The following is an 11,836-nucleotide window of genomic DNA, read 5'->3' on the forward strand; positions in this document are numbered from 1 at the left end:
CCTCAGGCCGGCTCGGGACGACCGGCCCTGAGCACTCGGCCGTGCCGCTCGCCGCAGAAGATCGAGTCGTCCACGACCAGGTGCCCGGCGAGGGCCACATAGGGAACACCGGAGGGAGCGACGGCGGGATCCTGGTAGGTCCCCCCATGGCCCACGGCTTCGGGGTCGAACACCGTGATGTCCGCGATCGCGCCCGGTCCGAGCCAGCCGCGCCCGGCAAGGCCGAACTGCCGCGCCGTCGCGGAGGTCATCTTGCGCACGGCCTCCGGCCAGGACACGATGCCCAGCTCGCGGACGTAGGTGCCGAGGAATCGCGGGAACGTGCCCCAGGTACGCGGATGTCCGTGGTCGCCCGGGGCGGAGCTGTCACTCCCCACGGCGATCAGCGGGTCGACCATGATCTTCCGGACGTCGTCCTCGCTCATGAGTGTGATCACCATGAAGGCGCCCGGATCGGCATCGATCATGGCGCACGCCACGTCCCACGGGTCACGGGCACCGGCCACCTGATCGAGCGTCCTGCCCACGAACCCGGAGTCCGCGTGGCCGGTGATGAGCACCCCGGACGGCGTCGTCGATCGCCAGAGGCCGATGCCGGTGGTGGCGCCGGGGTCCTCCGCGTGCTCGCGCAGACGCCGCCGCTCGTGCGGGTCGCGCAGGCGCTTGCGCAGTGCGGTGACACCGCCGGCCTGAGCGGCGGCGGGGAGCAGCGCGGCCAGCACGGTGCCACCGGCCAGGTACGGGTACTGGTCCCCGCGCACGTCCACTCCGGCCATGCGTGCTTCATGCAGCTTGTCGAGCAGCATCCGTGCTTTTCCATGGCTCGCCCGTCCGGCCGCCTTGCAGTGAGAGACCTGCAGGCGTACGCGTGCCCGGGACGCGACCTCGATCGCCTCGTCGAGCGCGGCTTCGAGGGCTTCGCCCTCGTCGCGCATGTGCGTGGCGTAGATACGGTCCCAGCGGTGCGCCACGGTGGCCAGCGCCACCAGTTCGTCCGTGGCGGCGTATGCGCCGGGGGTGTAGATGAGACCGCTCGACATGCCGGCCGCTCCCGCGGCGAAGGCGTCGTCCGCCAAGCGGGTCATCTTCTCCAGGCCACCCGCTGGGAGCCGCGGCTCCAGGCCGGCCACGGACATCCTCAGCATGCCGTGGCCGACCATGGCGGCCATGTGGTTCGTGGGCTTGGCCGCCTCGATCGCGTCGAGGTAGCCGGTGAACGTCCTCACCCGCAGCTCCACACCGCCGGAAACCTCGCTCAGCGTGGCCCGGGCCTCTGGCAGGGCGCGCTCGGTCAGCGGCGCGAACGACAACCCGCAATTGCCCACGATCTCGGTCGTCACCCCTTGGAGCACCTTGAAAGGCTGCGGATCGGGCAGGAGAGGAACCAGATCGGAGTGGGAGTGGGCATCGACGAAACCGGGCGCGACCATCGATCCGCCGACGTCGATGACCCGGCGTGCCGGGCCCACGCCACGGCCGATGGCCACGACCCGATCTCCGTCGATCGCGACATCGGCCGCCCGGGGCTCGGTGCCCAACCCGTCATGGACGGTACCGCCGCGCAGCACTATGTCGTGCATGTCAGAACATGAATCCGCCGCCGCAGACGAGGGTCTGCCCGCTGACGTAGTCGGACTCGGGGACGCACAGCAGGTAGACGGCACCGGCCGCGTCCCGCGGGACACCGGCGCGGCCCAGCGGGATCATGCGCTCCATGCCGGCGAGCAGGTCGGGATTGACCCCCACCTTGATCTCCTTGCCCTGGACCTCGATGGTCCCGTCACCGCCCGCGGGGGCCTCGGTGAGCCGTGTCCTGATCAGTCCGAAGGCCACGCTGTTGACGGTGACGTTGTAGCGCCCCCACTCCTTGGCCAGCGTCTTGGTCAGGCCGGTGACCCCCGCCTTGGCGGCGGCGTAGTTGGCCTGGCCCGCATTGCCGCCGAGCCCGGCGACGGAGGAGATGTTGACGACCTTGCGGCAGGGGACCGGGTCGCCGGCCTCCCCGGCGCTCTTCACGGCGGCGGAGATGACCGGCTGGGCGGCGCGCAGGATGCGGAACGGTGCCTTGAGGTGCACGTCCATGATCGCGTCCCATTGTTCGTCGGTCATCCTCTGGATGACGGTGTCCCAGGTGTAACCGGCGTTGTTGACGATGATGTCCAGGCCGCCGAACGACTCCACCGCCGTCCGCACGAACCGGTCCGCGAAACCGTCCTCGACGACATTGCCGACGCAGGCGACGGCTCTGCCGCCGGCCGCCTCCACGGCGGCCACGGTCTCCTTCGCCGGGGCCTCGTCCAGGTCGTTGACCACCACGGCCGCGCCATCGGAGGCGAGTTTCAGGGCGATCTCGGCGCCGATTCCGCGCCCGGAACCGGAGACGATCGCCACCTTGCCGTCAAGCTTTCCCACGTCGGCACTGCCTTTCATTGGTCGAGGGCGACGGTCGCGTCGCCGATGAGAGTGAGGGTGCCGTCGCTCAAGGTGACGGCCAGTTCGATGGTCGCCGCCTCGTCGGTGACGGCCGTGACCCGTCCGGTGCAGGTCGGGTCGCCGTGCACCGGCGTGACGGACGTGAACCGCGCCCGCCACGAGAGGATCCTTTCCTGCGGAACCCAGCCGGTGAGCAGCCTGGCCAGGTACGCCATGGACAGCATGCCGGGTGCGATCACGTCGTCGAGCCCGCCGGAACGGGCCGCGTCGATGTCGATGTGCATCGGGTTGTGGTCGCCCGACGCCCCGGCGAACAGCGCCAAGGAGACCCGCGAGACCGGGCCGGGCCCGAGCGCAGGAAGCTCCTCGCCCACCTGGACGGTCCGTCCCATGATCACTTGTTTGGCCCCCCGCCCGGGTTCCGCACTATGACGGTGTTCTCCAGATCCGCCACCGCGCCGCCGTCATCCCGGGTGATCTCGGTGCGCTTGGCGATGAACGTCAAGGCACCGCCCTTGCGGTGGTAGATGTCGGTGATCCGCGGTGTGGCGACGAGGGTGTCGCCCGCATGCGCCGTCGAGTGATGGACGAAGGACTGCTCGCCGTGCAGGACGCGGCTGAGATCGACGTTGATCTCGTTCAGCCAGCCGAAGGGCTCGGGAACCTCCATCTCGATCCCGAACAGGAACGTGAGAGGCACCGGCAGGTCCGGATGGCCTGCGGCTCTGGCGGCCTCCACGTCCGTGTACACCGGGTTCGTGTCGCCGGTCGCCTTGGCGAAGAGCCGCAGCCTGCCGCTGTCGACCGTCATCGTGACCGGCGGCAACGCCGTGCCGATGGCGGAAATGTCCACGGGTCAGCTCCTCTTCTCGTAGAGCGTCACGACCGCGGCGCCGCCCAGGCCGATGTTGTGCTGCAACGCCAACGTCACGCCGTCCACCTGCCGGTCGCCGGCCTGCCCGCGCAGCTGCCAGACGAGCTCCGCGCACTGCGCGAGACCGGTGGCGCCGAGGGGATGGCCTTTGGACAGCAGACCGCCCGAGGGGTTGGTGACCACCCGCCCGCCGTAGGTGTTGTCCCCATCGGCGATGAACTTCTCCGCGCTTCCCTCCGGGGTGAACCCGAGCGCCTCGTAGGTGATCACCTCGTTCACGGTGAAGCAGTCGTGCAGTTCGGCGACGCCGATGTCCTCGGGGGCGACCCCCGACCGCTCGTAGACCTGCCGTGCGGCGGACCTGGACAGGTCGTATCCGACGAGTTCCATCATGTCGCCGTCGAAGGAGGCCGCCGTGTCCGTGGTCATGGCCTGCTCCTTGATCGCCACGTCGGTGCGCAGCCCGTGACCGCGGGCGAACTTCTCACTCACGATGAGCGCCGCGGCGGCGCCGCAGGTGGGCGGACAGCACTGCAGCCGGGTCAGCGGCCCGAACATCTGCGGCGAGCCCATCACCTCTTCGAGGGTCACGGCGTCGCGGAACACGGCATAGGGGTTGTTCGCCGCGTGCTTGCGGGCCTTCACCGCTACCGCGGCGAACGTCTCCGGCTTCGTGTCGTACTTCTCCATGTACGACATTCCCGCGCCGCCGAACAACTGGATGGCGATCGGCACTTCGGGGTTCGGGCCCTGGGCCTCGTCCATGACGGCTGAGAACCGCTCGAACGGGCTCGGCCGGTCGCCCCATTGCTCCTGGAGGGCCCCGCGCTGCATCTGCTCGAAACCGACGGCCAGCACGCACTCCGCGGACCCGGACTCGACGGCCTGCCGGGCCAGATACAGCGCCGACGACCCGGTGGAGCAGTTGTTGTTCACGTTGACGATCGGGATGCCGCCCATCCCGATCCTGTAGAGCGCGTTCTGCCCGCTTGTCGAATCGCCGTACACATAGCCCGTGTAGGCCTGCTGCACTGCCGCGTACTCGACGCCGGCGTCGGCGAGCGCCGCCCTGACCGCGTCCTCGGCGAGCACGTCATAGGTCCTGCTCTTGCGCGGAGTGCTGAACGGCACCATGCCCACACCCGCCACCAACGCACGTCGGCTCATCGCCACTCCTTTTCTCGGCCGTCCTTGTGAAGGCCTGCTGATCGGTTCACTTGCCGCCGGCTCACGACCGGTTCGCGCCGATGGCCGCGATCTGGTCATCGATGCTGGGGGGAGTCACGGGGTACAGCGTGCGCAGGCCTTCGCTGAACGCGTACGGTGCCGCCGACCCGTGGGTCTGCCCCGGGTACAGGCGGGCGGTGAGTTCCAGCGAGGGATAGCCGCGCAGCCGCAGCAGCTGCGTCATGCGGGTCATCGATCCGACGATGTCGCCGGCGGCCATATAGGTATCGGCCAGCTCCGCTTCGCCCGCGCTGAAGAACACCTTCGCCGCCAGGTCGTCGTGGGTTGCGGCGTACTCGTCCTCCAGCGCGAACAGCAGGTCCTCGCACCCGCTGAGCGCGGGGCTGCCGGCCAGGTACCTGCCGAAGGCCTCGGGACGTGAGAGCAGTGCGTAGCCGACGAAGTGGCCACCCGCGGAGAAGCCCGCGAGGCCATGGTCGTCGTCGAACCGGAACTCGGCCGCCAGTTGCGGGCGCAGCTCGTCGACCAGGAACGACAGGAGGGCGTCGGCGCCGCCGCCGCCCGACAGGATCTCGTCGGTGAGGGCGGCCTCCATCAGGGCGCGGCCCGGCCCGGCGTTGACCCAGGTCGGCGTGGGATAGAAGTCGTGCACCCGCCGCACGCTGAACTCGGCGGCGTCGACGTCACCGGGGACGCCGACACCGACCATGATGATCTCGGGCATCTCCTGCACCAGGCCGAGCGTGTTCAGCAGGCCGACGGCGAGGGGGAAGGCGAGGGACGCGTCCGTCACCCATACGACGGGGTAGCTGCGGTCAGAGTGGTCGTACGACGGGGGAAGCGCGATATGCACCTCGTGCGGCCAGCGCGTTCCGGTTCCCTGTAGCCGCCTGGTGGGCAGTACCTGATATGTGTGCCGGGGCAAGGACATGGCTACCTTTCTCTGTTGCTGATGCCAAGGACTCCGCAGACGTTCGAACGGTGCTCGTTCAGGCCCGCGTCCGCGGTCAGGCCTCCGTCCAGACGGCGGGGTGACGGTGCCGCCACGGCGCGGTCTGCTCAAGCTGGGCCGCCAGTGCCACGAGGCGGTCGTCCTCGAAGCGACGGCCGACGAGCTGAACACCGATCGGCAGCTGGGTGGAGCTGTGCCCGAACGGCAGGCTGACGGCCGGCTGACCGGTCAGGTTGTACGCCGGTGTGAACGCCGACCAGGAGGCGATGCGACGGTAGGACTCCACCGGGTCGCCGTCCGCCTTGAGCCAATCGAGCGGTGTGGGCAGGTCGGCGGTGCTCGGCGTGAGCAGGGCGTCGTACGGGTCGAGCGCGAGCAGGATCCGGCCGGCCGCCGCCATGTGCACGCCGTTCGCTCGCTCCACCTCGACCGCGGACGCGCGTTCGCCCCTTTCCACCAGCCATCTGGACAGCGGTTGCAGCCGGTCCCGGAGCCCGGCCGGGATGAGCGCGTCGGCGGTGATCTTGACGGACGCGGCGAACCTGTCGAGGAAGCCGTCGACCATCGCCTCGAACACCGGACCGTCGGGCGGGTCGATGTCGACGATCTCGTGGCCGAGATCGGCGAGCCGCCGGCTCGCCTGCTCCCATACGGCCACGCACTCGGGATTGACGGGACCGCCGCCGCCCGGACGCGAGGTTCGTGCGATGCGGAGCCGCTTCGGCGGGCGGCCCAGGGCGGCCAGGTAGGACCCGCGCCGCAGCGGCCGGTTGAGCGGATCCCCCGGATACGGCGCGGTGATGATCTCGAGGAACGCCGCGACGTCCGCCATCGTCCGGGCGAGGGGCCCCTCGGAGTTGAAGGCGCTCCACGAGAGGTTCGGCGCGGTCGACATCACCCCGCGGCTGGACTTGAAGCCGATGAGGCCGCACGATGCGGCGGGCGTCCGGATGGACCCGCCGGCGTCGCTGCCGTGCGCGATGGGGAGCAGACCGGCGGCGACGGCCGCCGCGGCCCCACCGCTCGAGCCCGCCGCCGAACGAGTCTCGTCCCACGGTGTCCTGGCGTCGGGCACCAGGTCGTTGGCGGTGTAGCAGGCAACGCCGAACTCGGGCACATTGGTCTTCCCGACCGAGATCAGTCCTGCGGCTTTGAGTAGTCCGACGGCGTGGCCGTCGACGTCCGGGACGAAATCACCGAGTGCGGCCGACCCCAGGGTCGTTCGGACGCCCGCGGTGAACACCAGATCCTTGATGGCGGTCGGCACCCCGAACAGGAGCGGCAACTCCCTGGGGTCCACATCCCGGACCCGGGCCGTCGCTCGTTCGGCGGCTTCCAGCGCCGGCTCGGGCGTCAGCGTGATGAAGGCCCCGAGCCGCCGGTCATGGCGATCGATACGGTCCAGGTAGTGCCGCATCAGCTCGAGTGGACTGATCTCCCGCCGCTTGATCAACTCTGCCTGCTCGGTCGCGCTGAGATCGTGGATGAGGCTCATCGGTTCTCCGGGGTCGCGCGGGACGGCACGTCAGGCCCGGCCGGCGGGCGAGCTGGCCGCGGGAGTGATGCGGAAGATCGGATAGCGGCCGACGATGTGCTCGAACTCCTCGACGGGCGCCCGGCGGTCGACCGGGAAGTGCGGGCGGGCTCCCGGCGCCACCTCCAGGTAGCGGCGCAGGATCGCCGCGCGCCGGTCGGAGAAGTCCTCGACCAGCCGCACCTCCTCACGGCGTCCGTGGCGCAGCACTCCCCGCCCCTCCGCCGCGCGTGCGTTGAGCACCCAGTTCGTCTTCTCGCCGAGCATGGCCACCAGGTAGCGCTCGCCCTGGTACTCGGCGATGGCCACGGGGAAGGAGATGAGCCTGCCCGACTTGCGGCCGCGGAGCTCGAGCGCCGCCGCTCTCCTGGGCATGATCCCCGCGGCGAAGGCGATGGCCCACAGCCGGTTCTCGATGCGGGGCCACCGCTGCGGGCGGCCGCCGCGGTACTGCCACTGCTTGAAGGCCTTGATGGCTTGTTTGAGCATGGGTGTCCTCCGGATCCCGCGCCGCCCGTGTTCTGCTGATCGGCTCAGACCGTGTGGTGGTACACCTTGCTCACGACCAGCCACGTGCCTTCATGGCGCGTCAGCGCGAAATGGTCCATGAACGAACGGCCCTGGAAGCCTTCCTCGGCGAAGAGCACAGAGGCGGCGCCTCCGGTCTGGTGGAGGGAGACGATCTCGCACCGGTGACCGTCGCCGGTCGGTGCGGCGGCGACGCGCTCCAGCATCCGCGTGATCGGCTGCTCGGCGTACCGGCCGTCGACCGAGCCGTACATCTTCGCGTCGGCGTGGAAGAGGGCGCCGAGAGTCTCCACATCACCGGTCTGGCATGCCTTCGTGTAGCTCTCGATGACGGCTCGGATCGCCCGCAGGTCGTCCACCTGGTTCATCGGTACCTCTCGTTCACATCCTCATTTAGAGTCAACGCTGACTGTATTGGCTAGTCTTGGACTTTGCAAGCCTCCGCCGAGATGTCCTCATGCTTGGAGGGTGGCGTTCGCCGAGTACGGTCATCCTTGACTCGCTCTAGGGAGTTCTGGCCCCTGATAGCCTGGCCGGGCGCTCCGAAGGCACGGGATCTCTTCATGGGGGTATGTGGGTGGCGCAGACCTCGCGTCGGCGTTCGACGCATAAGCAGCGGTCAGCGCTGATGCGCCAGCGCCTTCTGGAAGCCACGATCGACTCCCTCGGGGACAAGGGCTACGGCGGCACGACCACCCTTGAGGTCCAGCAGCGCGCAGGGGTCAGCCGCGGTGCCCTCCTCCACCACTTCTCGTCCCGCACGGAGCTGATCCTGGCGGCGGTCGAGCACCTCATGCGGGAGCGCCTCGTCGCGCTTCAGCGGATCACGGAGCCCGCACCGCACGAGGACCGGATCGAATGGGCCGTGCGGACGCTGTGGAGCACCTTGGAGGGGCCGCTCTTCTCGGCATCGCTGGAGTTGTGGCTCGCCGCGCGCAACGAGGCGGAACTCCTAGCGGTGCTCCTGCCGCAGGAACAGCTGATCGGGGCGGCCAGCAACGAATGGGCCGCAGGCCTCTTCGGCCCGGCGGCCTCCCATCCCCAGTTCCCCTTTGTTCTCGAGGTCCTGCTCGACGCCATGCGGGGCGCGGCGGCCCGGAGAGTGCTGCGCAACCCCACCAGCGACGAACGGCTTCTGGCCGGGTGGACTCTGCTTGCCGAGAAGGTGCTGCGAACGGCCCGGTGAGGGCCGGCCCGCCACCCTTGCAGTCAGCGCTGACCGTAACCTGGTCCGCATGGGTACGAACCGCGCTCCACGGGGGCTGTCCGATGGCCTGGTAGCGGACGCTTCGGCGCTTTCGGACGAGTTGATACGGCTGCGGCGGAGACTTCACCGTGAGCCCGAGGTAGGGCTTCGGCTGCCCCGCACACAGGAGGCGGTGCTCGAAGCCCTCGACGGTCTGCCGCTCGAACTGACGACGGGAACGGCCGCCACATCGGTCACCGCCGTTCTTCGCGGCGCGCGTCCCGGGCCGACGGTGCTGCTGCGCGGTGACATGGACGCCCTTCCGGTCGTCGAGAAGGTGCCGCTCGACTACGGATCCACCAATGAGGCCATGCACGCGTGCGGGCACGACCTGCACACGGCCATGCTCGTCGGGGCCGCCCACCTGTTGGCCGGGCGCCGCGAATCGTTGGTCGGGAACGTGCTGTTCATGTTCCAGCCCGGTGAGGAGGGCTACGACGGCGCGGGCGTCATGCTCGCCGAGGGGGTGCTCACCGCCGCGGCGGACCCGCCCACCGCGGCGTACGCGCTCCACGTGCTGTCCTCGCGGCTGCCGGCCGGAATCTTCGCCGCCCGGGCGGGACAGCTCATGGCCGCCGCCGGAAAGCTCCAGGTCACGGTCGTGGGGGCGGGCGGACACGGCTCCGCGCCGCACAGCGCCGCCGACCCGGTCCCGGCCATGTGCGAGATGGTCACGGCGCTGCAGACCTTCGTCACGCGAAACTTCGACATCTTTGATCCGGTCGTTCTGTCGGTGGGGAGCATCCACGCCGGGACCGCGCACAACGTCATCCCCGAGTCGGGCGCGTTCGAGGCGACCGTCAGGACCTTCTCGGAGACGGCCGGCGAGAGAGCGCTCGAAGGGTGCGTGCGCGTGGTCCGCGGAATCGCCGCCGCCCACGGCCTGACGGCCGAAATCGTGGCCGAGCAGCTGTTCCCGCCGACACTGAACGACGACGCGGAGACCGTACGGGCTCACGAGTGCGTGGCGGAACTGTTCGGCCACGAGCGCTGGAGAGACTTGGCCAATCCGCTGACGGGCAGTGAGGACTTCTCGCGTGTCCTGCAGCGGGTGCCGGGCGCGATGGTCTTCCTGGGCGCGCACGCTCCCGGCGCGGATCCCGGTAGCGCTCCGTACAACCACTCACCGCAGGCGGTGTTCGACGACAGCCTCCTGGCGGACGGTGCCGCCCTCTTCAGCGGTCTCGCCCTGTCGCACCTCACCCCGGGGCGCGCCGGCTGACGTCCAGGCGAGGTCCGCGCCCGCGCGCGGCGAGCCCGGCGGGCTCCACGCCTCGTCGAGTTGGACGAACGGAAGCCCTCCGCTTCATCGGACTGCACGATGTGCGGATGAGCCGCCCCTGGCACCGTGATCCACGACATATCCCGGTGGAGAGGCGGCGTTCGATGTTTCCGGGAATTCTTCGTCAGAGTGCTACCTCGTACGGCGGCAAGATCGCGGCCACGTTCGAAGGGCAGAGCCTCACTTATAAGCAGCTCTACGAGCGGTCCTGTCGCCTGGCGAACGGGCTCTTGAGTCTCGGCCTGCGCAAAGGGGACAAGGTCGCCACGCTCGAGGACAATCACCTCGACGGCCTGGTGGAGATCTGCGCCCTCGCTCTCGCCGGACTGGTGCGTTGCCCGATGTCCGCACAGAACAGCGCCGATGTTCATGCCTACACGATGAACCTCGTCGGTGCGAAGGCCCTCATCGTTCAACAGAAATACCACCAGGCCGCGTCGGAAATGTCGCACGCGGTGGAGACGCTCCAGCACGTTATCGTGCACGGCGGCGCCGGCTCTGGCATGCGCACCTATGAGGAATTGCTCGAGTTCCCGGCCGACGCCCCCGATATTCCGGTGGGCCTCGAGGACGACCACATCATCCGGTTCTCGGCGGGCACGACCGGGCGGCCCAAGGGAATCCTGCACACCGTGCGCGCCTGGCGCGACATGGGCGCCGAGATGCGCCTCATCATGCCGGGGCTCGATACGGACGACGTGTACCTGTGCGCGGGACCCATGGGCCATGCCGCCGGCCTCCTGGTCTGGCCGCTCATCGCCGGTGGCGCCCGCCAGGTGATCATGCCGGCGTTCGATCCGGGGCACTTCCTCGCCCTCACCGAGTCCGAGAGCTGCACGTTCACGGTTCTGGTGCCCACCATGATCCAGATGATCGCCCGTCATCCCGACTCGCAGCGGCGCGACTTGTCGTCGCTGAGGGCCGTCTTCTACGGCGCCGCGCCCATCACGGAGCGGACGCTCCAGGAGGCACAGGCCGTCTGGGGCTACATCATGTACCAGATCTACGGCCAGTCGGAGTCGATGCCCATTACCGTGCTTCAACCGCGCCATCACATTCTGGAAGGAAGCGACAAGGAGCGGCGTCTGCTTCGTTCGGCCGGCCGTCCCACTCCCAACAGCGTCGTCAAAATCATCGACGACAACGGGGAAGAGGCACCGCCGGGAGCGCTGGGTGAGGTCTGCGCGCTGTCCCCCGGCAACATGACGGAACTGTGGGGCGATCCCGACGGAACGGCCGAGCGAATTACACCGGACGGCTATGTCAGGACCCGGGACGTCGGCTACCTGGACGCCGACGGATTCCTTTTCCTTGCCGACCGCAAGGAAGACATGATCATCTCGGGCGGCTACAACATCTGGCCCGCCGAGATCGAGAATGCCCTCTCCGCGCACCCGGACGTCATGGAGGCAGCCGTGCTGGGCGTCCCCGACGATAAATGGGGTGAGGCGGTCGCGGCCGTCGTCGTCCTTCGCGACGGACAACACATCGAAGCCGACGAACTCATCGACTGGTGCCGGAAGCTGGTCGGATCGATCAAAAAGCCGAAGCGGATCGAATTCTCCGCCGAGCCGCTTCCTAAGAACCCCGTAGGGAAGTTGGTACGCCGCACCATTCGGGACAGCTACTGGCCTGAGGAGGGCCCTCGATGAACGCCTCAATCCAATCCCCTGACGACACCGCCCGCATCCAGCAACGGAGCTGGTAAGCATTCAGGCCGTTCACGGGCTGTGCTGCTGGTTGGGCCGTGTGCGACCGTCCGTCATGTTGATCATTGAGGGTGGGCGTGGTGTGATCAT

12 protein-coding genes are annotated in these 11,836 nt (G+C 69.0%); 3 read left to right on the plus strand and 9 right to left on the minus strand.

What is annotated here, in order from left to right; genetic code table 11:
* Positions 1 to 2 precede the first annotated feature (2 nt).
* From ACGFK0_RS37105 to ACGFK0_RS37145, 9 genes are all read right to left on the minus strand, one after another.
* Positions 3 to 1,580 (minus strand): amidohydrolase family protein, encoded by a 1,578-nt coding sequence (locus ACGFK0_RS37105; RefSeq protein WP_392913340.1) that lies wholly within the window; start codon positions 1,578 to 1,580, stop codon positions 3 to 5.
* Between the two features lies 1 nt (position 1,581).
* On the minus strand, positions 1,582 to 2,412 hold the full coding sequence (locus tag ACGFK0_RS37110) for an SDR family NAD(P)-dependent oxidoreductase (RefSeq protein ID WP_392913342.1): 831 nt from the start codon (positions 2,410 to 2,412) through the stop codon (positions 1,582 to 1,584).
* Positions 2,413 to 2,426: 14 nt separating this feature from the next.
* The gene (locus ACGFK0_RS37115; protein ID WP_392913344.1) at positions 2,427 to 2,825 is read right to left on the minus strand and encodes a MaoC/PaaZ C-terminal domain-containing protein; all 399 of its coding nucleotides are present in this window, start codon (positions 2,823 to 2,825) and stop codon (positions 2,427 to 2,429) included.
* Positions 2,826 to 2,827: 2 nt separating this feature from the next.
* Positions 2,828 to 3,286 (minus strand): MaoC family dehydratase N-terminal domain-containing protein, encoded by a 459-nt coding sequence (locus ACGFK0_RS37120; RefSeq protein ID WP_392913346.1) that lies wholly within the window; start codon positions 3,284 to 3,286, stop codon positions 2,828 to 2,830.
* 3 nt (positions 3,287 to 3,289) lie between these two features.
* A complete protein-coding gene (locus tag ACGFK0_RS37125) occupies positions 3,290 to 4,474 on the minus strand; it encodes a lipid-transfer protein (protein WP_392913349.1) in 1,185 nt (394 codons plus the stop codon).
* A 61-nt stretch (positions 4,475 to 4,535) separates the two neighbouring features.
* A complete protein-coding gene (locus ACGFK0_RS37130; RefSeq protein WP_392913352.1) occupies positions 4,536 to 5,426 on the minus strand; it encodes an alpha/beta hydrolase in 891 nt (296 codons plus the stop codon).
* Between the two features lie 76 nt (positions 5,427 to 5,502).
* Positions 5,503 to 6,942: an amidase gene (locus tag ACGFK0_RS37135; protein WP_392913354.1), complete on the minus strand. Its 1,440-nt coding sequence runs from the start codon at positions 6,940 to 6,942 to the stop codon at positions 5,503 to 5,505.
* Between the two features lie 30 nt (positions 6,943 to 6,972).
* On the minus strand, positions 6,973 to 7,470 hold the full coding sequence (locus ACGFK0_RS37140) for a nitroreductase family deazaflavin-dependent oxidoreductase (RefSeq protein ID WP_392913356.1): 498 nt from the start codon (positions 7,468 to 7,470) through the stop codon (positions 6,973 to 6,975).
* A gap of 44 nt (positions 7,471 to 7,514) precedes the next feature.
* Positions 7,515 to 7,877, minus strand: a complete 363-nt coding sequence (locus ACGFK0_RS37145; RefSeq protein WP_392913358.1) for a nuclear transport factor 2 family protein — start codon at positions 7,875 to 7,877, stop codon at positions 7,515 to 7,517.
* Between the two features lie 260 nt (positions 7,878 to 8,137).
* Here ACGFK0_RS37145 and ACGFK0_RS37150 point away from each other — a divergent pair, with 260 nt between their 5' ends.
* The 3 genes from ACGFK0_RS37150 (at position 8,138) to ACGFK0_RS37160 (ending at position 11,689) form a co-directional block, all read left to right on the plus strand.
* A complete protein-coding gene (locus ACGFK0_RS37150; RefSeq protein WP_392913360.1) occupies positions 8,138 to 8,695 on the plus strand; it encodes a TetR/AcrR family transcriptional regulator in 558 nt (185 codons plus the stop codon).
* Between the two features lie 49 nt (positions 8,696 to 8,744).
* Positions 8,745 to 9,977, plus strand: a complete 1,233-nt coding sequence (locus ACGFK0_RS37155; RefSeq protein ID WP_392913362.1) for a M20 family metallopeptidase — start codon at positions 8,745 to 8,747, stop codon at positions 9,975 to 9,977.
* A gap of 107 nt (positions 9,978 to 10,084) precedes the next feature.
* Positions 10,085 to 11,689 carry a class I adenylate-forming enzyme family protein gene (locus tag ACGFK0_RS37160; RefSeq protein ID WP_392913364.1) on the plus strand — a complete coding sequence of 535 codons (1,605 nt, stop codon included), beginning with the start codon at positions 10,085 to 10,087 and terminating at the stop codon, positions 11,687 to 11,689.
* The last annotated feature ends 147 nt before the right edge of the window (positions 11,690 to 11,836 follow it).

This window comes from Spirillospora sp. NPDC048823 (assembly GCF_043198445.1).
GTDB lineage: Bacteria > Actinomycetota > Actinomycetes > Streptosporangiales > Streptosporangiaceae > Spirillospora.

Bases quoted from the DNA above. Each gene is read 5' to 3' on its own strand.
- ACGFK0_RS37135 (WP_392913354.1), bottom strand. From the start codon at position 6,942: ATGAGCCTCATCCACGATCTCAGCGCGACCGAGCAGGCAGAGTTGATC.
- ACGFK0_RS37140 (WP_392913356.1), bottom strand. From the start codon at position 7,470: ATGCTCAAACAAGCCATCAAGGCCTTCAAGCAGTGGCAGTACCGCGGC.
- ACGFK0_RS37160 (WP_392913364.1), top strand. From the start codon at position 10,085: ATGAGCCGCCCCTGGCACCGTGATCCACGACATATCCCGGTGGAGAGG.
- ACGFK0_RS37130 (WP_392913352.1), bottom strand. From the start codon at position 5,426: ATGTCCTTGCCCCGGCACACATATCAGGTACTGCCCACCAGGCGGCTA.
- ACGFK0_RS37125 (WP_392913349.1), bottom strand. From the start codon at position 4,474: ATGAGCCGACGTGCGTTGGTGGCGGGTGTGGGCATGGTGCCGTTCAGC.
- ACGFK0_RS37155 (WP_392913362.1), top strand. From the start codon at position 8,745: ATGGGTACGAACCGCGCTCCACGGGGGCTGTCCGATGGCCTGGTAGCG.
- ACGFK0_RS37115 (WP_392913344.1), bottom strand. From the start codon at position 2,825: ATGGGACGGACCGTCCAGGTGGGCGAGGAGCTTCCTGCGCTCGGGCCC.
- ACGFK0_RS37145 (WP_392913358.1), bottom strand. From the start codon at position 7,877: ATGAACCAGGTGGACGACCTGCGGGCGATCCGAGCCGTCATCGAGAGC.
- ACGFK0_RS37105 (WP_392913340.1), bottom strand. From the start codon at position 1,580: ATGCACGACATAGTGCTGCGCGGCGGTACCGTCCATGACGGGTTGGGC.
- ACGFK0_RS37150 (WP_392913360.1), top strand. From the start codon at position 8,138: ATGCGCCAGCGCCTTCTGGAAGCCACGATCGACTCCCTCGGGGACAAG.